The organism is Desulfovibrio inopinatus DSM 10711 (genome assembly GCF_000429305.1).
GTDB lineage: Bacteria > Desulfobacterota > Desulfovibrionia > Desulfovibrionales > Desulfovibrionaceae > Alteridesulfovibrio > Alteridesulfovibrio inopinatus.
In genome coordinates, this window is record NZ_AUBP01000005.1 from 14,426 (window position 1) to 37,806 (window position 23,381).

Annotated in this window: 22 protein-coding genes; 12 read left to right on the top strand and 10 right to left on the bottom strand. The window is 49.0% G+C overall.

The features are described 5' to 3' along the window. The first annotated feature begins 19 nt into the window (after positions 1-19). From lspA to G451_RS0104635, 5 genes are all read left to right on the top strand, one after another. Complete coding sequence (lspA, locus tag G451_RS0104615; RefSeq protein ID WP_027183330.1) at positions 20-517, top strand: signal peptidase II; 498 nt, start codon at positions 20-22, stop codon at positions 515-517. Positions 518-605: 88 nt separating this feature from the next. Then, positions 606-830, top strand: a complete 225-nt coding sequence (locus G451_RS0104620; RefSeq protein WP_084448376.1) for a PLDc N-terminal domain-containing protein — start codon at positions 606-608, stop codon at positions 828-830. Continuing rightward, positions 827-1,780, top strand: coding sequence for a tol-pal system protein YbgF (ybgF, locus tag G451_RS32325; RefSeq protein WP_051261152.1), 954 nt, complete (start codon positions 827-829; stop codon positions 1,778-1,780). The genes G451_RS0104620 and ybgF overlap by 4 nt, the downstream gene beginning before the upstream one ends. A 34-nt stretch (positions 1,781-1,814) precedes the next feature. After that, complete coding sequence (locus tag G451_RS0104630; RefSeq protein ID WP_034640833.1) at positions 1,815-2,246, top strand: NIL domain-containing protein; 432 nt, start codon at positions 1,815-1,817, stop codon at positions 2,244-2,246. Between the two features lie 122 nt (positions 2,247-2,368). After that, on the top strand, positions 2,369-3,121 hold the full coding sequence (locus G451_RS0104635) for a protein phosphatase CheZ (RefSeq protein WP_027183333.1): 753 nt from the start codon (positions 2,369-2,371) through the stop codon (positions 3,119-3,121). 84 nt (positions 3,122-3,205) lie between these two features. Here G451_RS0104635 and G451_RS0104640 read toward each other — a convergent pair whose 3' ends face one another. Further along, the gene (locus tag G451_RS0104640) at positions 3,206-4,474 is read right to left on the bottom strand and encodes a CgeB family protein (RefSeq protein WP_027183334.1); all 1,269 of its coding nucleotides are present in this window, start codon (positions 4,472-4,474) and stop codon (positions 3,206-3,208) included. Between the two features lie 33 nt (positions 4,475-4,507). Further along, positions 4,508-5,779 (bottom strand): glycosyltransferase family 9 protein, encoded by a 1,272-nt coding sequence (locus G451_RS27635; protein ID WP_051261153.1) that lies wholly within the window; start codon positions 5,777-5,779, stop codon positions 4,508-4,510. Positions 5,780-5,886: 107 nt separating this feature from the next. Here G451_RS27635 and G451_RS0104650 point away from each other — a divergent pair, with 107 nt between their 5' ends. From G451_RS0104650 to G451_RS27645, 7 genes are all read left to right on the top strand, one after another. Continuing rightward, the gene (locus G451_RS0104650) at positions 5,887-6,564 is read left to right on the top strand and encodes a precorrin-2 dehydrogenase/sirohydrochlorin ferrochelatase family protein (RefSeq protein WP_027183335.1); all 678 of its coding nucleotides are present in this window, start codon (positions 5,887-5,889) and stop codon (positions 6,562-6,564) included. Beyond that, positions 6,551-7,378: a cytochrome C assembly family protein gene (locus G451_RS0104655; RefSeq protein ID WP_027183336.1), complete on the top strand. Its 828-nt coding sequence runs from the start codon at positions 6,551-6,553 to the stop codon at positions 7,376-7,378. Before G451_RS0104650 ends, G451_RS0104655 begins: the two co-directional genes overlap by 14 nt. Before the next feature lie 3 nt (positions 7,379-7,381). Next, positions 7,382-8,704 (top strand): glutamyl-tRNA reductase, encoded by a 1,323-nt coding sequence (gene hemA, locus G451_RS0104660; protein WP_027183337.1) that lies wholly within the window; start codon positions 7,382-7,384, stop codon positions 8,702-8,704. 32 nt (positions 8,705-8,736) lie between these two features. Beyond that, complete coding sequence (locus G451_RS0104665) at positions 8,737-9,072, top strand: hypothetical protein (protein ID WP_027183338.1); 336 nt, start codon at positions 8,737-8,739, stop codon at positions 9,070-9,072. A 9-nt stretch (positions 9,073-9,081) separates the two neighbouring features. After that, positions 9,082-10,167 (top strand): tRNA lysidine(34) synthetase TilS, encoded by a 1,086-nt coding sequence (gene tilS, locus G451_RS27640; protein WP_084448377.1) that lies wholly within the window; start codon positions 9,082-9,084, stop codon positions 10,165-10,167. Between the two features lie 40 nt (positions 10,168-10,207). Further along, positions 10,208-10,879 carry an adenylate kinase gene (locus G451_RS0104675; RefSeq protein WP_027183339.1) on the top strand — a complete coding sequence of 224 codons (672 nt, stop codon included), beginning with the start codon at positions 10,208-10,210 and terminating at the stop codon, positions 10,877-10,879. A gap of 129 nt (positions 10,880-11,008) precedes the next feature. Beyond that, a complete protein-coding gene (locus G451_RS27645; RefSeq protein ID WP_084448411.1) occupies positions 11,009-11,923 on the top strand; it encodes a menaquinone biosynthetic enzyme MqnA/MqnD family protein in 915 nt (304 codons plus the stop codon). Between the two features lie 186 nt (positions 11,924-12,109). Here G451_RS27645 and rpsT read toward each other — a convergent pair whose 3' ends face one another. The 8 genes from rpsT to mfd all read right to left on the bottom strand — a co-directional run bounded on the left by rpsT (position 12,110) and on the right by mfd (position 23,289). After that, a complete protein-coding gene (gene rpsT / locus G451_RS0104685; RefSeq protein WP_027183340.1) occupies positions 12,110-12,376 on the bottom strand; it encodes a 30S ribosomal protein S20 in 267 nt (88 codons plus the stop codon). A gap of 164 nt (positions 12,377-12,540) precedes the next feature. Next, positions 12,541-14,631 (bottom strand): glycine--tRNA ligase subunit beta, encoded by a 2,091-nt coding sequence (gene glyS / locus G451_RS0104690; RefSeq protein ID WP_027183341.1) that lies wholly within the window; start codon positions 14,629-14,631, stop codon positions 12,541-12,543. Between the two features lie 60 nt (positions 14,632-14,691). Next, entirely contained in the window at positions 14,692-15,588 is an 897-nt protein-coding gene (gene glyQ / locus G451_RS0104695) for a glycine--tRNA ligase subunit alpha (protein WP_027183342.1), read from the bottom strand. Positions 15,589-15,710: 122 nt separating this feature from the next. Further along, positions 15,711-16,466: a DNA repair protein RecO gene (gene recO, locus G451_RS0104700; protein WP_027183343.1), complete on the bottom strand. Its 756-nt coding sequence runs from the start codon at positions 16,464-16,466 to the stop codon at positions 15,711-15,713. Positions 16,467-16,539: 73 nt separating this feature from the next. Continuing rightward, positions 16,540-17,511 (bottom strand): helix-turn-helix domain-containing protein, encoded by a 972-nt coding sequence (locus tag G451_RS0104705; protein WP_027183344.1) that lies wholly within the window; start codon positions 17,509-17,511, stop codon positions 16,540-16,542. A 98-nt stretch (positions 17,512-17,609) separates the two neighbouring features. Beyond that, positions 17,610-18,572, bottom strand: a complete 963-nt coding sequence (locus tag G451_RS0104710) for a peptidylprolyl isomerase (RefSeq protein ID WP_027183345.1) — start codon at positions 18,570-18,572, stop codon at positions 17,610-17,612. A gap of 160 nt (positions 18,573-18,732) precedes the next feature. Further along, positions 18,733-19,767 (bottom strand): SurA N-terminal domain-containing protein, encoded by a 1,035-nt coding sequence (locus tag G451_RS0104715; protein WP_169727822.1) that lies wholly within the window; start codon positions 19,765-19,767, stop codon positions 18,733-18,735. 81 nt (positions 19,768-19,848) lie between these two features. Further along, positions 19,849-23,289 carry a transcription-repair coupling factor gene (gene mfd / locus G451_RS0104720; protein WP_156921518.1) on the bottom strand — a complete coding sequence of 1,147 codons (3,441 nt, stop codon included), beginning with the start codon at positions 23,287-23,289 and terminating at the stop codon, positions 19,849-19,851. Positions 23,290-23,381: the final 92 nt, after the last annotated feature.

Genomic DNA, 23,381 nt, shown 5'->3' on the forward strand with positions numbered 1-23,381 from the left:
TCAAAGATACCTGGATTCTATGGCAAAACGCTATATTATCGCCATTGGCCTGGCTGTATGTATTATCATCCTGGATCAGGCAACGAAAGCATACATTGCATCGACCATGACATTGTGGAGTTCGTTTCCCGTTGTGGATAATTTCTTCAACATTGTCTTTGTCCTCAACCGAGGAGCAGCATTTGGTTTTCTCAACAATGCCGATTCGAACTGGCAGGCATATTTTTTTATAGGAATAACCTGCCTGGCATTGGTGTTAATCTGGTCGATGTTGAAACGTTCTCATAACGAAGACACCCTGTTCAATGCGTCTCTCGGGCTTGTTCTAGGCGGAGCAATCGGCAATCTTGTCGATCGGATCCGCCTTGGAGAAGTCATCGATTTTCTTGATTTCCAATTTGGCAGCTACCACTGGCCAGCGTTCAATGTCGCTGATATCGCCATTACAACCGGTGCCCTGCTGTTGGCGCTCTGTCTTCTTTTTTCAGGAAAGGACGGGCATGACCGCTCGCTTTAACATCGACATGTGAACAGATTGCATGTCAAGAAACGAAAGCGTAAGACCATTGACGCATCATATCGTCTGACAACGAATGGAAGGAAGCATGTTTGGACTGTCAAATATCGACGCGCAGCAGATGATCTGGATCTATGTGATCGCCCTTATTCCCGCTCTTCCCAACCTCTGGGCTATTTGGCACGCATTTCGCCGGAATTTCCCAACGGTCAATGAAAAGATGATTTGGATTGCTGCGGCCGTCTTTGTTCCTATTATTGGTGGATTGGCCTACATCTTTTTTGGACGTAAACGAGGACAATTGCCTGAATGAAGAAACATCATCTGTCCCAATTGGCAGTAGCCAGCGCATGCGGCTTGATGCTTTTAAGCGGTTGTGCCGGAAAGAAAAATGTCTCAACGGCAACCATGCCGGGCGCATCGCAATCATCTTCTTTGTCTACACCAGCAGACATGTGGGCTGACCTTGATTCACTTAAAGGGGAAGTCAGACGGTTGTCCTCCAGTGTAGAAGAACTCCGATATCAGGTCGATTCCGTTGCCGGTTCGGGAAATGGAGAATCGCTTTCGGACCGCGTGGGCGCACTTGAAGCCAATGTTGCTCAAATTGCTTCACAGTTGGCTATAGAACTGGAACGACCGGTCAGGCCGACCCGTTCTCAGCAGCAAGGTTCGAGAATTGGCATCGCCACAGCTCCGCCAATTCCCTCCGAACCCACTACAGTATCAGTGGTGCCTGCACCGGCATCACCACCTTATTCTGCCACGACGACAACGCCCCCCAGTAGCCCGTCGCAAGGGGAACCTATCGTCTACGAAACTCAAAAAGCCTATGTTCCTTCCGGAACAACTGGCACAAGCGCAACACCTGTAGCGCGTAGTGAAGCTTCAGAGTCGTCCAAAGCGATGTATGAGCGTGGTCTTGAGGCGTTCAAAAATCGGCAATATGACCAAGCGATTGCTGTATGGAAAGACTTTGTTTCGTCGTATCCCTCCGACTCCCTGGCCCCGAATGCTCTCTTCTGGCAAGGTGAAGCGTATTATCAAAAAGGAGATTTTGCCAACGCCGCCCTGATGTATCAGGACGTCATTGAAAAATATTCCTCGAGCAACAAATATCCGGCAGCCATGCTCAAACAAGGTATCTCGTTTATGCGCATGGGCAATAAAAGTGCCGGAGCCATCGTTCTGAAGGATCTAATTTCAAAATATCCAAATTCAGCTGAAGCAACGCGCGCCAAAAATGTGCTTGCTTCTCTGTAACGACAACGCCTGAAGGCGAATGAAGAATACATGTATGCCGCAAAACAGCTTTCGTAAAATCATTTACCTCTCTTTTGATGCTGATGTCATGAATCAACCCGTCGTTTGTAACCTGTCACGCAATTTTGATTTGTGCTTCAATATCCTCAAAGCACAAATCACTCCTCGACAGGAAGGACATATGATCATGGAGATCAGCGGATTGGCCGATGCATATCAGGACGGCATGGATTATCTCAAAGAGCATGGTGTGACAATTTCAGGTGTCGAGCAAAAGATATCTCGAGACGAAGCATCGTGTATCCACTGTGGAATGTGCACGGCCCTGTGTCCAACCAAAGCACTGTCCATTGATTTACAATCACGTTTTGTCACATTTGATTTGGAAAAATGTTCGGCCTGTGGCATGTGCACAACCGTCTGTCCTGTCAAAGCCATGGATGTTCAACTCGACAATGGATCGTAACCCAAACGTTGAGGGAGGCACCGATTATGTCTTACGGTGTTGTGAAGCATTCGTTGACAACGCGCCATAACGGTTTGATATTCCTCGCCACGCCTCTCAACAGATGCATTTAGGAGCACGTCATGTTCGATAGCGATAAAATTCTGCAAGAAATGATGCAGAAGCTTTCCATGGAGATTGTCGCCAATCTTCGTGACAATATCACCCAAGCCATTGAGAGTGAGATATCACGCAACCTGTCCAAAAGCATCGTTGAAAGCGAATTCTATCGCCGTCTCAACCAGGACATGCGCCAAGGCCTCCAGAATATTTACAAGGAAATTAATTCGGCCAAACAAGGTGGCGGTTCTTCCAGCGCATCATCATCAGCAGCAGCAGCAGTCGTCCCAGGAGAAGCAGATCAGCTTTTCAATGAAGCGGCCGACCAACTCGACCAGGTTTTACAGACGACAGAAGAAGCAACCTCGAATATAATGGATATCATTGAGAAACATATGGATATCCAGTCAAAGTCCAATGAGATTTTACATAGCATGCAGGCTGGTTCGGTGAATGAGGATGAACTGAACGCACTCCGTATAGCGAATGACGAACTCAATCAGGATCTTATGGAAATCATGACAACGTTGAGTTTCCAGGATCTCACCGGACAACGTATCAAGCTCATCATTTCAGCATTGAAGAAGGTTGAACGCATCGTTCTTGATCTGTATCTCAGCACAGGTCTGAAAATGAAGGCCCGTGAGAAAGAGCCGGAAAAGAGCCTGGAAGACATCGATGCCGATGCCAATAAAACGGTCAACGACCTCAAAGGCCCGCAGAGCGATGTCAAACAGAACGATGTCGACGATCTGCTTGCCCAGCTTGGTTTGTAATTTTACGAAGCTGCACAGCGCTTCCCACAACGTGTAGTCGTCATAATCCCTGCTTAGCAGGACGAGATAGTATCATCATATCTGTCAATGTTGACGGCCATACTGTTTCTGCCATTCATCGAGAAACAGGATGGCCGTTTCCATTTCACTTAATGGATCACTCTGTTTGCGCAAAGTCCAGACGAGATCCGTAAAAGAGACTTCTGGGCGCAGTCCATGGCGTTCCAACAGTTGGCCAACTTGTTGACGAATCGCTTCTGGAAGCTCGGATAACGCCGTGTCATATGATGCCCGATGCGGCCAGCCTGGCAGACGCGAGGCGACAAAATCAAGCAGACATTGCATGCGTGCAGCATAGGTATGTTCGGCCAAAGCACGCGTTCGAGCGCGTTGCGCCATGACATGGCGTGCGTCCTCATCACGCAGCATCGTGTCTATTTGCGCTTTGAGTCCTTCCATGGAATCAAAAGTGACGAGTTCATCGGACGAAAAGTGCTCTGAAAGTAATTGCCGATTGTCTACAAGTTGAAAGGCTCCACACATGGCGAGTTCAAAAGTTCGTGGATTCACGAAATCATCGCCAGTAACGAGCGTTTTCGCTTGCATGCTGGAATGCAGATTGAGATTGATTTTCGATGCATTGTAAATTTTCACTGCTGTAGCAGGATCAATTCGCCGACCTTCTTCCTGAACATACGGTGCCAAGTTCGCGTCGCCATCCCATTCTGTTCCCCAAATCTTCAGATCAAAACCGAGTAATTCCCGGAAGGCGACACGCCGATTGGGGTATCCTGCACCGAGAAATGAAATATCCGAGCCATATTTCCGCTTCTCTTGTACCGTCAACTCCAAAGGACGATGATGATTCGGATCGGCGGCCATAGGAAGGTACATCGCATTTTCAACGCCGATTCCAGCAAGTTTCGAAAGAAACGGCTCCTTTTGAATGACAAAAAAGAAATCATACAATGGCGCGAAGACTTCCCAATACGGAAAAACACGGTGATCTTCGACAAACCACATCGCCGTCGGTACCTTATCCCGCCGCAACCGTTTGAGCGCCTGACGAGACAATGGTGCCTGTGCCATAGACAACACAAGATCAGGTTCGAATGTCTCTACTTTGGCCAGTATCGCCTTGGAAAGAAATTGAACGAACTCGTGCTCGAGGTAGTCGTATTTCTCGGGAAAAACCCGCAGCTCTTTCAAGGCGGTAAACGCGGAGTAAAAATCAGGGGCTTCAAACGCTTCAACGGTATGTCCCAAAGAAGTCAACGCAGACATGACAAATCGGCCAACGGGCAGCGACCCGCCGTACAGAGGCAACACAACAAGAACACGAACAGAGGGCATGGACGGTGTAGTCACAGAAGCATTCTCCTGATTTCACTGTGCAGGCGACAGAAATTGCAAGGTATCTCCCCGGCCATGGTCAAAGCGCAACATCCACATAGGCTCTGAATACAAGGTCCCAGCCTGTTCAGAGGACAGAGGAACGGCACCAGGGGACGACAATTCAAGATGGCGAAGTAAAAAAGAACGCACATATTCCCGTTCTTTTTCACGGTCGTCTTCTCCATACCGAGGTACGCAACGAACGCCAAGTGCATCGAGTTCCGTGGAAAATCCGACAAGTCCTTGAGGAAGAGATGCTGCTTGCGGTTTGGCGAGACAACGTGGAAATGTGGGGTCTTCAAAGGGAGTACGACAAGCGGTTTTTATTGGACACGGCCTGGATTCGAGACAGGGAGAACACGGGAATACCGCCTGCCAGATCATATGTCCCGGACCATACGGTCCAGTTTCATGACACCAGGCCGACGAGAGAAAGAATGCCGTTACCGGAGTTCCAACATGCGCAGCTAAATGCATGAGTCCTGTATCGGGAGTAAGAAGACGATCAAGCCCGGATACGATTTCAAAAAGATCGGCAAACGATGTTTTCCCGGTCAGGTCGGTTGCTTTTTCGAGAAACCCAGGCTTGAGATGTTGCATAAACTCTCGTGCCGAGGCTGATTCTGCTGCTGTGCCCAATAAAACAATCCGGCGTGCCCCCATACTGTGAACCATGGTCATAGTGGCACGAGCCAACAGTGCTGGAGGCAGGCTACGACGGGCGTTGCGGCCAGCGAGTGCAACGCCAATCCCTCCTCCGGATGATTGCGGTATTGGATTCACTTGATCTGCAGGAAGAGGCTGACGCGTAAAATGCGCCCAAAAATCAACGAGATTGAGACAACTTGTTCGTCTATTGGCGGTGAGTCGAAACCCGAGCCTACTCCAGTCGGTTTTTGTCGCCTGTCCGTGAGATAACGCATACCCTCGCACGATATCAGGATCGAACAGCGTGGAGAGGGCCTGGCTCATGCCCGAATAATTGATATTGTAAACACGCTCAAACCCAATGCTACGCAATGCGGAAAGCGTCTTGAGTGTCCAGTCAAATCGCTGGGACATATCGGTATGCCCTGCTCCGGCATGGGCATCAATAGCATGGACGACAACATCAGGATACAACAACCCTGCAACGGAAACCATGGACGCATCTACAAGAAGATGGACAGTCGTATTATGTCGTGCGCGTAACGTTGCAACGAGACGTTTCGTCTGGATGATATCGCCGAAACGGGCCAATTGAATAACAAGTATATGCTGCATACGGGCCTCGTAATGAATACTGATTTTGTGCGGTACGCGAAGTTGGCCGCAAAAGGAAGTGCTTTTCCTTGTTTTACCCCGGCCACCGGCTGTGCTAAAGGATGCGCATGCGATATTACCCTATTTTTATCGACCTCAAAGATAAGCGCTGTCTTGTTGTTGGCGCTGGAGGTGTCGGCATTCGTAAAGTCGAGGGGCTGCTGGAGGCCAACCCGAAGGAGCTTCTCGTGGTTGATATTACTGCCCCTTCCCCAAAGCTGTCACGACTCCTTGATGATCCCCGCGTCGTTTTCGCCAACCGGTCCTTCGTCGAAACAGACCTCAATGGACGATTTCTTGTGATAGCTTCCACAAGCAATGACATGTTAAACGCTGAAATCAGTCGACTGTGTCATGCTCGCGGTATATTATGCAATATTATTGATCAACCTGAGAAATGCAGTTTTATTGTACCCGCTGTTCATAATCGAGGAGAATTGACCGTTGCTGTCTCTACAGGGGGAGCCAGCCCGGCTCTCGCGCGTAAAATTCGTCGTGAACTCGATACCGTTTTCGGTGAAGAATACGCCGCCATGCTCACCCTCATGCGTCGACTGCGACCGGTTATCATTGACTTGGGTTATCCTTCCACAGTAAACTCGGAATTTTTCAGAAGGTTGGTCCATTCCGACCTTATGGACGCCCTTGCTGCGCAAGATCGAAGCCGGGCCAAAGCAGCTCTGGAAGAAATTTTACCTCCAGAGGCGCATCCACGGATTGAGGATTTGCTTCATGACCTTTGCTAATGTGCTCTCTATTGCCGTCATCGCCCTGTATTTGCTTGGAGCAGGGATGCTTTTCGTCGGAGTGCTCAAAGAGAGCTCCACGGCCAAGAAACTCGCGTATTGTCTTACCGGCTCGGGGTTCTTCTGCCATACCACACTTCTTGTTGTTACCCTGTTCGCCGGGAGAGCTGAAGTTCTGGCACAAAGCAACTTCTATATCAGCCTTCTCGCGTGGTCGGTTGTTTTGATCTACTTTGTTATCTGGTGGAAGCTCCGCTTGCAATTTCTTGGTCTTGGCGCGGCTCCACTGGCACTGACACTCTACTTGTCTGCGTACGCCACAACCGGCGTTCGAGTTTCATTGCCGGCCTATCTGAGCGGTTTGTTCTTTGGTTTGCATATCGGCACATTATTTATCGCCATAAGCCTCTTGACCATGGCTTGCGCGGCCGGTGTCATGTATTTATATCTTGAACGAAAAATCAAAACCAAAGAAAAACTGGCTGGCTTCGCCAAAGCACTCCCCTCGTTATCCGCCATCGATCGTGCGAACCAATGGGCCGTTGTTGTAGGATTTCCTTTGTACACATTGGGGCTCGTTACGGGCTTCATTTGGGCCGGTCTGACGTGGAATAAGGTGTTTTCCTGGGATCCCAAGGAAGTGGTAGCCGTTATTATCTGGCTGCTTTTTGCCTTTTTGTTCCACCAGCGTACCATGCTCGGCTGGCAGGGACGAAAGACAGCCTGGCTGGCCATCTGGGTATTTGCGTTGACCTTTTTATCCATGCTCGGCATCAATTTTCTGTTGCCGACCCACCATAGCTTTGCAGCCTAATCCATGCGCCATGACATTATCCTTTTCGGTCTAAATCATAGGACCGCCGACGTTGATATCCGGGAATGCTATGCCTTGGCAGATCCGGGTATTTTTGCCTCCAAACTTGTTTCTGAAAGTTTGGCTATTCGTGAGAGCCTTGTATTGTCCACATGCAACCGGGTAGAATGCTTGGTTGTTGCTGAACAGGACTGTGAGGCCGAAGACATCGTGCTCTCAATTTGGGCCAAGCATGCAGGTAAGACCGCTGAAAAATTGCGACCGCATCTCTACATCCATCGAGATCTTGATGCTGTTCGCCATATATTTCGCGTATCGGCCGGACTCGACTCCATGGTGCTTGGCGAACCTCAAATCCTGGGTCAATTGAAACAGGCGTATCAGTCCAGTGTTGAGAGCAGTACGGCCAAGGTCATTGTCAATCGGCTCTTGCATAAAGCTTTTTTTGTCGCCAAACGCGTACGTACCGAAACCGGTATCGGTGCCAGTGCCGTTTCCATCAGCTATGCTGCCGTTGAATTGGCTAAACGCATCTTTGGCGAAATGAAAGAAAAGAGAGCCTTGCTCATCGGCGCAGGTGAAATGGCCGAACTTGCTGCAACCCATCTCATCGAAGCCGGAGTACGAGATATTGTCGTCTGTAACCGGACGTACTCACGGGCCGAAGAACTGGCCACCCGCTTCCGAGGAAGGCCGGCTCCGTTCGATGATTTGCTTGAATGTCTGGGCCAAGCGGATATCGTTATTTCGTCCACTGGTGCAATAGAAAGCATCATTCGGGCCAAAGACATGCGCCGTGTGATGAAACAACGTAAATATCGTCCGATGTTTTTTATCGATATTGCCGTTCCACGAGACATCGACCCTGACGTCAATAGCCTCGACAATGTGTATCTTTATGATATTGATGACTTGAAAGAAGTCGTCGAAGAAAACATTGCCAAGCGCCGTGATGAAGCCGAGAAAGCGGAAAACATCATCGCAGAACAAGTTGGACGATTTGATACGTGGCTTGCATCGCTTGATCTTCAACCGACCATTGTCGATTTACTGAAGCGTGGGGATGAAATTGCAGCTCGAGAATTGGGGAAAACGCTCAAACGACTTGGACCAGACATCAGCGACGAAACTCGTCAGGCCCTTGAAGTTTTGGCCTATTCCATCAGTCATAAAATATTTCATGATCCCGTCATCTTTTTAAAACGCCGCGCCGCCGAAGAAGAGGCTGGCGAACGCTTTCTCGACGTGACCAGGCGCATGTTCAATCTCGACAACGAAAAAGCGCCTGAAGACGCCCACAAGGACCGGCGTCAAAACAAGAACTAAGTGCCTACTGCGGGCAAGAAGGGGGATCGCCAATGCGTTCGTATCTCATCGACGAACTGACCACAGCCGATTTGAAAAAAATCGAGAAGCGGCTCAAAGATAAGGGGCTGGCTAGTTCATTGGAAGGAGTCTTCTATCTTCCTGTTCCGGAAATGTTCCTGACCGAAGAACAAAAAAGCCACAAAGAGAGCTGTGGCCCCTACATTGTCGCCATTGAAATCGGTCGAGATTTTGTCAAAATGGAACTTCTGGTCCGTGGTTTGGGAAAATTACGCTGCTCGTGCATAACTTATTGCAATCCGGAGCTACGCTTACACCTCATGGACTCCCTGGATGATTTTATCCGCGAACTTGATATTCCAGTATAATCTCGCAACATGCCCAGGGATATGCACGCCAATCCTGTACATTTGGCCGATCTCCCCTCACGTTGGGCGCGTTTTTGCCTTGGTGTGGAGTCTTTTGTTCACAAAGAACTCCACACCGAAATTTCGGGCACCACACTGCTTATTCCTGTTTCTGGCGGGCTGGATTCGACGGTTCTGGCCCATATCCTTTTTGCGCTACGCAATCACCTCAATTTAAACCTCCACGGTATACATATCGATCATGGACTCCGGAAAGAATCTGGAGAGGATGCCGCATTTGCCGAACGCCTTTGCGCCGGTCTATCCATGCCCTGTCATATATTTCATACAAATGTCGCCCGCATTGCGCAACGCAAAGGCTTAGGGCTGGAAGAAGCCGGACGATATATGCGATATGCCCTCTATCGAACGGTTGCCAAACGTATTGGTGCAAACTGGACGGTCTTGGCGCATCATGCCAACGATTTGGCAGAAGACATGCTCATGCGATTGCTCCGCGGAACAGGCTGGCCCAGCCTTGGCGGTATGCCTGGTTGCGATACATCACGCAGCATTCTCCGGCCACTTTTGCTCACCTCCAAAACAACACTTCGCCAGATGGCCGAAGAGCTTGGTCTTGAGTGGCGTGAAGATGCCTCCAACAATGATCCAACATTCCTGCGGAATCGTATCAGACACGAACTCTTACCGTTCTTTCTCAAAGAAAATCCCGTATTTTTACGACAGGTCGCAGATCTCTGGCGTATGGCTCGCTATGATGAAGAATGGTTTGACGAGAACGGGTTGCCTCTCCTTCATGCTGACTCGACAAACGATTCATCATTACTGATTCCCGAAGACGCTCTTCGCAAGAGCACCAAGGCAGCACGTTTACGAGCCTATAAAACGGTACTGGAATCAATTCCAGGAAGTCGATCACGATCAGATCTACTTTTCAACCTCGATAACGCCGTTGTGGCAAAACATCGCAATAAGACCGTCCAATTTCCCGGCCCAACACAGGCCGTCGTCACCCGGCAAGGCGTCCGTTTCGAAACCAAGCCCAAACGATCGAGACGATGTGTCGAGATTGACACAGGCGACGACCAGGGATAAGGAACACTTCTTTGTGAAAAATTTTTCAAGGAGGCAATCTGTGAATATTCTGATCTTTGGCCCCAACGGCAGCGGTAAAGGCACTCAAGGTTCCCTGGTCAAGAAAAAATACGACCTGGCTCACATCGAATCCGGCGCTATTTTCCGCGAACATATCGGCGGTGGCACGGAACTCGGCAAAAAAGCTAAAGAATACATCAATCGTGGCGACCTCGTGCCCGACGATATCACTATCCCCATGGTGCTCGAAACCCTGAAGAGCAAAGGCGCCAACGGCTGGCTCCTCGACGGTTTTCCCCGCAACAAAGTCCAGGCTGAAAAACTGTGGGAAACCTTGCAGAAAGAAGGCCTGAAACTCGACTACGTTATCGAAATTCTTCTGCCTCGCGAAGTGGCTAAAAACCGCATCATGGGCCGTCGCCTCTGTGAAAACGACCCCAACCACCCCAACAACATCTTCATCGACGCCATCAAGCCCGACGGAGATAAATGCCGCGTGTGCGGTGGTGCTCTGACCTCCCGCGCCGACGACCAGGACGAAGGCGCCATCAACAAACGCCACGATATCTACTACAACACCGAAGACGGTACCCTGGCCGCTGCATACTTCTACAAAGATTTGGCCGCCAAAGGCGAAACCAAATACATCGAACTCAATGGTGAAGGCACCATCGAATCGATCAAGGAAACCTTGATTTCTCAGCTTGCGTAAGATCAGTTAATTCAACAGATCGTGCTCAGCTTGAAAAGGCGTCCTCGTTTTCGAGGTCGCCTTTGTTCTTTTTTTCTCAAAGCCTATTCTCAACTTGTCACAATACGTATCATCGGCTACCTCCAATCCATGAAAAATGAACCTCTGCGCATTGGTCGCATTCGCTATCTCAATGTCTGGCCTTTATTTGAAGAACTCAAATCGCACCCAATTCAAAGCGAACTTGAATTCAGCCATGGTCATCCCGAAGATCTTAACAACGCGCTCTTATGCGCAGACATCGATGTCTCTCCATCGTCTTCATTCCTCTACCTCAAACATGCCGAACACTTTCAACTCTTACCCGACATCAGTATCAGTGCGACAACAGGCCCTATTCAGAGCGTCCTGTTCCTTTCGCCACTGGATCGCGATGAATTGACCGAATATGTAGAAAACGGAGGTGAGGTCGGGTTAACAACCGCCTCCGCAAGCTCCATCGCATTATTGCGCGTTCTTTGGCGCTTTCATTGGAAGCTTCCAGAGCCTAAATGGATCAATATCGCTCCTGGCACCGGTGTGGAGCATGGTATTCCATGTCTTGAGATTGGCGATATCGCCTTGAAAATCTTTCTTGAGCCTCCAGACGATTGGCATATCTTTGACCTTGGCACGCTATGGCATGAATTCACAGGCCTACCGTTTGTTTTTGCCGTCTGGATTGCGCGTGTCGGTTTGTCAAAAGCCAAGAAAGAGCAGCTTCGCCATTTAGGTAGGGCGCTTGATGAAATACAGCAAACACTCCCGAGTCACCTGCCGAAGCTGATTCAAGGAGATCATCAGCGCGACTGGATTTCCCCAGAAGCGTTACTCGAATACTTTGACAACGTCGGTTATGATTTAAGCGACGAAAAACGAGCCAGCTTAATTTTATTTGGAGAGTATTGCCGTCAACTCGGCTTAATTGATGCCGTTCCCGGCTTGTCGTGGGTCTTTGAGAAATATCACGATATGCCTGAAACCGAAGACGCGAAAAAACAGTCTTCCTCGGCAACCGCTTCGTAGCATCCTATCATGCCGAAATTCGGAAAAAACGGAAACTCCACTGCAAAGCAGAGAAAGAAAAGTCGTATGATGCACATGACACAGCCCGCCTGAAGTGTGTGTCACTTCAGGCGGGCTGTCGTGCCTTTCAGACGGCATAAAATATTTCATACAGCAGCCCAAGGGCAGCCGTATGGACCATCATATTTAGGCTTCGATTTTTCGAACAGCGTCGTTCAGACGGGAAACCTTGCGAGCAGCCGTCTTCCAGTGAATGACTTTCTTGCCGGCAGCTTTGTCGAGGATCGACGACGCGGCCTTGAAAGCTTCTGTAGCGGCTTCGCTGTTGTTTTCATCAATAGCGGTACGAACTTTTTTGACGGCATTTTTAATACGGGTACGCATCATGCGATTACGAGCATTAGCCGTCAGGTTCTGACGATGACGTTTGAGGGCGGATTTATGGTTCGCCAAGGGGATTCCTCCTTGTTATCTCTTCTGGTATGAAAAAAGTCAGTAATGATTCACAAAGCGAAATTTTTTACTCCCAAGAAAGACTCATGTCAAGCCTTTCTTGGGTTTTTCAATCATCCCGCTGCGTTTGCCGGTACGGCTTCACTGTGCCGGTATATATAAGGCTAGACTTGTAACGCTGAAAAATCGGCCAGTCGTCCTAATCGAGAAACCAATGCCAACAGTAAATTCAGGCGATTAACACGTATATCAGCGTCGTCGCACATCACCATGACATTGTCGAAAAAACCGTCGACAACAGGTCGTAATTCTCCAAGCAATCCGAAAAGATCGGAAAATGCGCTTTGTGTCCACAATTCATCAAAGCGTGGGCCCGTTGTTTCAAGAGCTCCCGCCAAATCGCGTTCCGCCTGCTCTGCAAACAGTTCCGGACGGATGACTCCGGACAATTCTACACCAGCCTCATCACCCTGCTTGCGAATGATGTTGGCGGCACGCTTGAATGTCAAAACCGCCTGCTCGAAATCAGGACTTTGACTGAATTCATCAAGGGCTGCCAAGCGAGCGGCTAATCCGGGGACATCATCAACCCCACCACCCAAAGCGGCTTCAACAACCTTTGTGGCGTATCCTTTTCCTTGAAAATAGGCCCGGAGACGCTGACTTATGAAATCAAGCAATTTGTCCCGCGCTTCTTCAACGGACAGGCGAAACGATGTGCCTTCGTACCCTGCAAACGCGTTGTCCACGATTTCAGATAAAGACAGGTGAAGATTGTGTTCCATCAGAATGCGGCACACCCCAAGAGCTGCCCGACGTAAAGCATACGGGTCGGCTGCTCCAGTCGGAACCATGTCCAACCCGAAACACCCTGCCATCGTATCAAGCTTATCGGCCATAGCCAACAATGCACCAGAGAGACTGGAGGGAACAGGGCTGTCCGGCCCTTCTGGGAGATATTGCTCTCCAATGGCTGTAGCTGTTTTCTCGCTCTCCCCTTTACGCTTTGTGTAAATGCTGCCCATGATGCCCTGAAGCTCAGCAAATTCGCCAACCATTTCAGAGACAAGGTCAGCTTTGGCCAAACGACCAGCTTGAGAAAGATCAAGCAAAAGCTGGGGATTGACAGACTTGGCAAACATGCCGCACAAGCGTTCCAAACGACGGGATTTATCTCCCATGCTACCCAGAGGTCCAAGAAACACAACATGTTCGAGCTTTTCCAGCCAGCGTTCAAGACTAACGGACAAGTCGGCTTCCCAAAAAAAGCGAGCATCTTCCAGACGTGCTTTCAGGACACGCTCCCATCCCTTACGGACAAGCTCAAGGTCTTTCGGCACCAGGTTGATTGTCGTCAAGAAATATGGAAGCAGTTCGCCGTTCTTGCCTTCAATACCAAAGCTTTTTTGGTGGCCTTCCATGCTCGATAAGAGCACTTCACGCGGCACTTCGAGATATTTTTTATCGAAGGCACCACGAACGACCATTGGCGCTTCCACCAGTCCCGATACTTCCTGGAGAAGAGAATCATTGAAGACAGGCATTCCATCCACTTCGCCAGCCAACGCCTGACATTGCTGAATAATTGTGTCGAGACGCGTCTGGGCATTGGTCACGATCCGACCTTGGTCGGTGATCAGGGATTCATAATCCGTTGCAGTCGGAATCTCCCAAGGACCATTTCCCATAACGCGGTGTCCGTAGGTCGTGCGGCCCGACACCACTCCAGCGAACGTAAAGTCAACGACCTTTTCATCAAGCAGTCCAACCACCCAGCGTACAGGTCGGCCAAATGTGGCATCTTGACTGCCCCAACGCATCTTCTTCGGAAAACTCAACCGCTCCAAGACGTGCATGCAAACGGAAGGTAAAATAGACAGAGACGGCTCTCCGCCTGTTTTTTTCCGTACAGCGAGGTAATCACCCTTTTTGGTTTCCATGACAAAAACATCTTCGAGAACCACCCCCTGCCCCTTTGCAAAACCTGTTGCAGCAGGAGTCGGTGCGCCGTACGAATCATAGGCGATTTTGGCTGGAGGTCCCATCGCGACCTCTTCTTCTTGGCGAGTGATCTCGCTCATTCCTGTAACTTCCGCCGACAGCCGCCGAGCCGTAACGTTGACACGCATGTCTTCGTATTCAATTTTAGTTTGTTCGAGTCCTTCGGCCAGAAGCGTACGCATATCTTTTGCCAGTGGGGCAAGAAACCGCGCCGGCATTTCCTCGTAGCCAATTTCAAATAAAAACGTTGCCATGTGCTTGCATCCTTCATTGTCAGACACAGTGACTTTCTCACACTGCGTCATGCCTGGTATTTAATCCTGCAACAACAGCGCGGCTTGCTCACGGTCAAGCATGGGAAACTCCAACTCACGGCGTTGAACCGCATAGAGTCGCGCCAACGCCGAGGCCAGATTGCGGACCCGTGTGATATAACCGGTGCGCTCCGTAATGGAGATCGCGCCACGCGCTTCAAGCAGGTTGAAGGTGTGCGAGCATTTCAGGCAATAATCATAGGCAGGCCACGGAAGACCGGCTTCACAAAGCCGTTTGCATTCAGCTTCATAGGAATTAAAGAAGCCAAGCAACATCTCGGGATCGCTTTCATCGAAATTGTATTTGGAATGTTCCACTTCTGCTTGATGGTATACATGCCCATATGTCACCGTATCGTTCCACATCAGGTCATATACGGATTCTTTCTGCTGCAAATACATGGAGATACGCTCAAGACCATATGTAATTTCCACGCTGACCGGCGTGAGGTCAATACCACCGGTTTGCTGAAAATACGTAAACTGCGTGACTTCCATGCCATCCAACCAGACTTCCCAACCAAGTCCCCAAGCGCCAAGCGTGGGCGACTCCCAGTCATCTTCGACAAATCGGATATCATGCTCTGCCGGGCTGATGCCAAGCGCTTCCAGGCTTTGTAAATACATATCCTGAACATTATCCGGTGAAGGTTTGAGAATCACTTGAAATTGATAAAAATGCTGCAGTCGGTTGGGGTTATCCCCGTATCGACCATCCGTTGGCCGCCGTGACGGTTCGACATAGCACACATTCCAAGGCTCGGGACCGATGACGCGAAAGAACGTGGATGGATTGAATGTACCTGCCCCAACTTCGATGTCGTATGGCTGGACAAGAATACAACCTTGCTTGGTCCAGTACTCCTGCAAGGTCAAAATAACGTTTTGGAAATGCATGGATGGCTCCTGACATGAATTGCTGATTGAAATACGTAAAAAATTTCCAGTTTCGCAGGACAGTCTTTGTATCCCCTACGAAATGCACACAAGCTCTGCGTGTTGCTGTGTCGATAACTCGATCATGAAGCGATGAATCGACCATCTTTCCAGTTCAGCCCCAGATGACGACCGACAAACCGATCAATGATAATATCGAGTTCCCTGGCCGACTCTTCCGTCACAATCAAACCACTCCACGCGGGTGGATCACTCATCGCGACAGCAGCAATAATATCAAGCGTCCAAGGATCAAGGTTGATAACGTCCTTCTCTCCATCGTTGGCGCAGTCCGAGCATACAATGCTTCCTTCTCCAGTATGGACCTGGACCACTCCCTGTACAGCTGGATCGTGTGGGCGGTTACATCGACAACAGAACGTTGTTTGCGGAAAAACTCCCTGCTGTAGTAAAACTTTTAGCCGAAAAAACACGGGGAGCATGGCCGGCGTCTGGTTCTCCCCATTGATAGCATCCAGCGTGTTCGTCATCAGTTCAAATGCAGTTTGGGCTCCTTCAGGGCCGATATGGACCGCATCAAAAAACTGAAGACAATTCACCGCCGCTCCCAATTTGGAGGGATCACGGCGAAGATTTGGGTATCCGTTTATAAGAGAACCTTCAAGGAGTTGCAGGTATTTTCCATTTCCAGGGGAGCGGATGGTGAAAAGTACGTGATTGAAGACATCAAGGCATCCACAAAAACGACGCCGGCTTCGCAATCCTCCAAACGCAAATGCCGTAAATACACCGCGGTGAGGTGAGAATAATTTGAGCCAAAGGTCATTCTCTTTGACTCGTCCAGTCTTCAGGATCAACGTCTGCTCAGTAGACTCCATGATCGCAACGCCTTGGAACCGGAAAGGTAGTCCTGTTCCTCATACTCCGGCAATATTCGTCTTCAATCCAGATTTATTGAAAATGCAAGGTCTTCACTTCACCCCGAGCTGCAGTAAGGGGATATGGTTCTCCATTCAGAGTCACCGAGACTCCTCCTGCATTACCGACGCGCATGATGTAATTGCCTTCGAACTTGGCGACAAAACGTTGTCCTTTTTTCAAGAATATTTCTTTCAGGTTCGTGGAGTCGGTACCAGCTTCGAGCCAACATGGCTGATTTGCAAAGACTTCAACCCACTTTTTCCCGTCTTCAAGAGCCATCGCCTTCTCGGCTGCATTTGCATCAGTGCCTTCAGCCTGTTGTCCAGCGTCAGTCAACGATTTTGATGACATCGATGTCGGAGGTTCATTCGCTACGTCATCTGTTGAAAGAGTTTGCGGTGTGTTGATGCTTTGACTTGCAGAAGATTCTTGCATGACGTTTTGTTGAGGAATCGGCGTTGGCGTCGCAGTCTGGGACATTTGCTCGGTTGATGTCTCCGTTGAAGAAGTCTCCGAATTTGCCGGGGGCTCGGTTGATGCCGTTTTCGAAGAAAAAATGTCTGAGAGAAAGCTCATGTTAACAAGATCTTTCTGACTCGCCTGCCGCGAAAACAAAAACCACACGCCTCCCGCAATAATGACGAGGAACAGAACTATTGCAACAAAAAGTGTTGTATTCGAGGAAGATCCACCGCCGGCTCGAATGCGTGTGGAAGCTTCAGACGCATCGATTCGAGAAACTTCTCGAATCGGCTCCGTCTCCATGACGAAAATTTCCGACAAGATTTCATTGAGTTCATCCTGGTCAAAACCGAGCAGACGACCATAATTTTTGATGAACCCTTTGGCGTACACGGGATGAGGCAATTCTTCTTGCCGACCACCTTCTATTGCTTCCAGGCAATGACGGCTAATTTTAATTTGATCGGCTACGTCCTTTACACTCAACTCTTGCCGCTCTCGCTCTTCACGAAGGGCTGTGCCCAATTCCAGCAAATCCATACCCCTCTCTCCTTCGTCTTGCCGGCTATTCCAGCCTCGTTGCGTTATGAACCGGTTGACTCCGGTAAAACCGGGATCTCTTGCGTTTATTGTCGACTTTATTCGTCTAAACGAATTTTAATGACCGCTCGTGTTCGCAACTGTTCCAAATACTCGTGGAATCGCTTTTCCAATTTTGTTTTATACAGCATTTCATACAGTTGCTTGTTTGCCATTTGATCCACAGACAACTGAGGAGCGTCGGTGGTGACGTTTGAATCCAAATACGTCAAAAGGATGTATTTTCCTTCCATTTGCACTGGTTCCGATATTTCACCAGGGGAAACACTGGAAAGCGCCTTTTGCAACTGCGGTGCAAGATCACCAATGGTAATATTCCCCAAATGTCCACCTTGAGCAGCACCGGGGCCGGAAGAATATTGTTTGGCAGCTTGGCTGAACGTCAAAGAACCGGACGCTATGCGTTGTGCAATGGAGTTAACGGTTGCAGCATCCGAAACCATAATCAAGCCAATTGCTTTTGTATTCGATGGCGTCGCTGCGGCAGTCGGTATTGGAGCACCCGTTTCTTTAAATGATGCAAGTTCCTCATCCGTTACCACAACTTTGCGATTCACCTGAAAAGCCAGTAATTGTTTTTTTACAAGCTCTCTCTTGAGACTTTTTTCATATTCTTGTCGTGTCAGACCTTGTTGCCGCAATGCGACCTCAAATTGCGAATCTGTAAGGTTCTTGCTTTTTTGAAACTCGCGGATATGCGTACGAATATCTTTTTCTGTAACTTTTATTCCATAACGTTCCGCTTCTTGTCGAAGCAAAATATCATCAATGAGATTCATCAAAATCTTTTGACGCAAATTGTGCTTTGTTGCTGCGTCAAGATCTGAAGATTTTTTCTTGGCTTGCTTGAGATATACATCCATCATCTGGTCGACCTCAAACAACGTAACAATTTCTCCATTGACGACGGCAACAACTTTATCCACAACGTCTTGAGCGAAACAAGAAACATTGGAGACAAGAAATATGAGAAACAGGATGGAGAGACATTTTCGCGTCACATTATCCTCCGAATACAATCAATTAGACATCCAATACCGAAAAATAACTTCGATAATACCTTAACAAAGGGACAAGCTATTTCGGTAAATTGTCAACACCGCACTCTCAAATTCAAGTTTCAACTCGTGTAGTCTGAATTCTTCTCGGATGCAACGAACATTAGGGACCTTTCTGCGATGCGCGTGGAGCTGATGTTTCGGATTCTTCAACGTTTTCCAGATGCTCCGTATCTGTATCGGAGGAATTAAAAGCTGAAAGGCTCTGCTCATGAACGACATCGGCAATAGAAAAATTGGGAAGAAGATGACTACTCACAGCAATGTCGGCCGCTTGTACTGTCCCGGCAAGCCATTTGGAAAATGCCATTTTTCGTTTCTTTTCCAAAACCGCTTGCTGTGACAGTGGAAACGCTCTGGCCGCGTCTAGTTGCTGTGCAGAAATATCTTCAACAAATACGAAACCTTGAAACCCCATGTCTGCTTTAAATACAATGGGTTTATGCTGTGTGCGGGATTGCTCAATGGGTGTAATCCACTCTTGGGGAATCCGCTCTACCGGTAAAAAAAGCTCTTCTTGGTGAATATGTTCCATGGCCTTCGGAAGTGACGTCCCCTGATGTTCGTCTTGCGACATAGAACGAGCAGCCTCCATAACGGTCTCTTCACGGGGGCCTTGCAGGAAAAAAAAGCGAATGCGCCGAGGTTGATAGAATTCACTGGGATGGTCTTTGTAATATTGCGCAGCCTCAGCGATCTCAACTGTTATAGAGGGATCAATGACTGTCCGCAAAAATTTTTCAAATGCGAGGTCACGCCGAAAACTCCGCTCCCACATGTCCTTATCAATGTTCTCCTCACGTAATACGGCAGCCTTATCTTTGGTTCCATATTCAGCAAAAATACGGTCTGAGGCTTGCTCAAACTCGACCTCGTCCACCGCAAGTCCTTGTTTTTCAAGCTCCTGTTCAACGAGTTTCGCAACAATGAGGTCCGCCAACGCCGCACCAAATTCTTCACGAAATACTTGAGGGTTTGAAGCAATGTCATGAGGGCGACCGTAATTGGCTAGATCGAAGGTAAATTTGAGGTCATCATAAAGAATGGGTTCCCCATTCACCGTTGCCACGGTGCCGGTTTGTTCATCCTTCCCCAAACAACCGACAACCATGGAACAAAGCAGAAGAACACAAAGCAAGGGTGTCCATCGTTTACCCCATTTGAACGAACACGAAATCGGAAAGGATAATACGCATTGAAATATTGACATCACCATGCATTACACCAATTCAGAGAGCGCATCACAGGCTTTGGCAAGAGAAACCGGGAGTACTTCGTTGTCGGGAAGTCGCCATTCCAGTCCTGCCGGAGGAAGCAATTTTGAATTTTTGCTGTGTGCATCAACGAACGCGAATATCCGAGTTGGATCAACTGCCTGACTATCCTTCGCCCAATGCATGACAACTTTTCGAGTAGACAAATCCGCTTTCTCAACACCGAGTTTTGCCATCGTTCGCTTCAATGACAGCGCTGCCAGGAAATTTTCCAACTCTTCAGGTACATGTCCATAACGGTCCACCATATCGGCCCGAATTCCGGCCAGTCGCGCGTCATCCTCAGCGCTGGTCATGGCTTTGTACCAACGCAACCGCTCCGCAGCATCTTCAATGTAAGTTTCGGGAATGCGCGCCTTGACACCGAATGTCAATTCCGGTTCGGTTTCGGTTTTTGGAGCTTCTCCTTTCAACCGGCGCACCTCGTCTTCCAGCATTTCCAGAAAAAAATCGAGACCAATTTTTGCGATATGTCCTGACTGGGCTTCTCCAAGAATATTTCCGGCACCGCGTAGTCGCAAATCCTCCATTGCCACTTGAAATCCCGCCCCGAGATAATCCATATCCAAAATGACGCGAAGCCGCTTTTTTGAAATTTCTGAAAGCGCATCCAGCGACGGTGTCATAAAATATGCGTATGCTTGGCGCTCACTTCGACCAACTCGCCCACGAAGCTGGTAGAGCTGGCCAAGCCCGAACATGTGCGCCTGATCAACAATCAATGTATTAGCGCGGGGAAAATCCAAGCCGGATTCAATGATAGCCGTACAGACAAGGATATCAATCTCACCATGCCAGAACTTATGCATGGCTTCTTCAAGCTGTTTTTCCGGCATTTGGCCATGCGCCATGCCGATTCGTGCATTCGGTGCAAGTGTAGCGACTTTCGCAGTAACAGTCTCCAGATCTTGCACCCGATTATGCACATAAAATACTTGCCCTTCTCTATCGAGCTCGCGTTGGATGATCTTGGCGAGCATGGCATCGTCGCGTTCAATGAGCGCCGTTTCAACCGGTTTTCTATCCGTTGGCGGAGTTTCAATAACGCTTAATCCACGTAAGCCGGACATGGATAACTGTAAGGTACGTGGAATCGGTGTTGCCGTCAGCGTCAGCGCATCAATATTCTTCCGCATCTCCTTGATGCGTTCTTTATGTTTCACGCCGAAACGCTGCTCTTCATCGAGAATAAGTAATCCCAGGTTTGGAAATATCACGTCTTTGGAGAGCAACCGGTGGGTACCGATAAGAATGTCAATCTGACCTCGCGCAACCTCATTCAGGACAACTTTCTGCCGTTTTGCTGGGACAAAACGACTGAGCATGCCGACCTTCACGGGAAATCCTTCCATACGCTTGCTCAAATTCTGAAAATGTTGTTCAGCCAAGACGGTTGTTGGACACAGAATCGCGACTTGTTTTCCATCGAGAACAGCTCGAAACGCGGCCCGCATTGCAACTTCGGTTTTCCCGAATCCGACATCGCCGCAGACGAGACGGTCCATCGGTTCCGGACGTTCCATGTCGCGAAAAACTTCGGCAATAACCCGTTCCTGATCGGGAGTTTCCTCAAAGCCGAATGTTGCTTCAAATTCCCAGTACAAGTCGTCCATCGGGCCGTATGCATATCCCTTGGCCACCTTGCGAAATGCATACATTTCAACAAGATTTTTGGCGATGCGTTCAATGGCCTTCTGGGCTCGTGAACGTGATGCCTTCCACCGTGTCCCTCCAAGCTTGTCGAGCGATGGTGAAGCGCCTTCCGGTCCCTTAAAGCGTTTTACCAACGAAAGTCGGTCTACCGGCAAGTAGAGTTTATCGTCGGCGTCAAACATGAGCAGCAAAAAGTCGTTGGCAACCGTGCCAATATTCAGTCGAGACAATCCTTCAAATCGACAAACGCCATAATCACGATGCACAAGCAAATCATCGGGATTAATATCATCGAAGCTTGTCAATCCTTCGAAGGCTTTCTTTGCTGCAGCGTCATGCGTTGAACTTCCGGAAGGTTGCAAGATATCTTCAGCGAGAATCAACGTCTGATTCCAGTCGATATCCATCCCTTTTTTCAAAGGCGATATGAGTGCAAACAACCCGGTGGCATCAAGGCCGTACTCAGTATGAAATCCCAGCCCATCGCTGGCTGTCATTTTCAGGAATTTGTCGCGGGACCGCTTTGTATGAAACGAAAGAATTGTCTGTCGACGAGTTTTGTTCCAGTCGGCTAACGCTTTGACAAGTGTAGCCCAGGGCCGACGTAGTTCATCCGGCTTCCAAAATAAGTCATGAAAACTTTCTAATGATCGTTCCGGTAAATCGACACCGGATTTTCCATGCCCATATAACAAGTCCTCAAAAATAATCTGAGGAGCATCAACCCAGACGTTGCGTGCCGACCCTTCTGGCCAGACGATCATGTCACGAGGCCAGCCCCCTTCAAGAGCTGTTCGTTCTTCTGCGAAAAATTCACGCCAGGCGAATTCCTGTTCTTCAATACGCGGCCGAAGTTCTGTTGCTCGGGCCAATACAAACACCGTATCAGCGGGAAACCATTCTTCAAGACGCGTGGGATTCTCATAAAACAAGCCGGGCCACATCAACCCTTCCTGTCTCTCAAGCTGATCATCAAGTTGGGTCATGAGATGACGAGACAACTCACCCGTTGTCGCCTTCTCTTTCCACATACTTCGAGCCTTGGTCACGAGCCCAGGAGACGGCACCGCCGGTGCGGCCGGCAAAATAACCGCGCTATCGAGTTCTCTCAGAGAGCGTTGGCTCGATTGATCGAAAAGGCGTAATGCCTCGACTTCTTCGCCAAAAAATTCAAGGCGGACAGGATGCTTGTATCCAGGAGGAAAGACATCAAGAATATCGCCGCGTACGGCTATTTCTCCAGGATCATTGACATACGCACGTCGTTGATATCCCCACTGAACGGCCTGTTCCAAAAGACTTTCATGGAGGAGTTCCTCGCCTTTGGAGATAACCAGTGAATTTTCCCTTAACACATCGCGTTCGGGCCATTTCGGGATAAAATTATCCGCCGTCAGCACCATGATACGTGCATTCTGCATCGTTTCGAGGCCATACAAAAAAGCCCAACGCTTCGCCCAATTCACGGATGTTGGTCGTTGAGGAAGGCACGTTGGTAACGCCATGGCGCGTCGTTCCCATAGAGGAACCATCTCGTCTTCAGCAAAAAGCAATTGAAGAAGGCTTGTTATACGCGTTAACTCCGATGCGCCAGGCACCAGAACAACAGCGTTTCTCCCCTGCGAAACGAGCTCGAGACACAAAAAAGCCAGTGATGCAACGCCACTTTTATAGATACGCGCGACATCCGTCTTCTTTTCAAAAAAATCTTTTATTTCTTTAGGATACAGCACAGAAAGCCGCCTTTAGATCTCCGACAGGAGACAAGGTCAACAACGCACGAACACGAATAGAGTCGGCTGGTCATGTAAACGATTCCGGTACA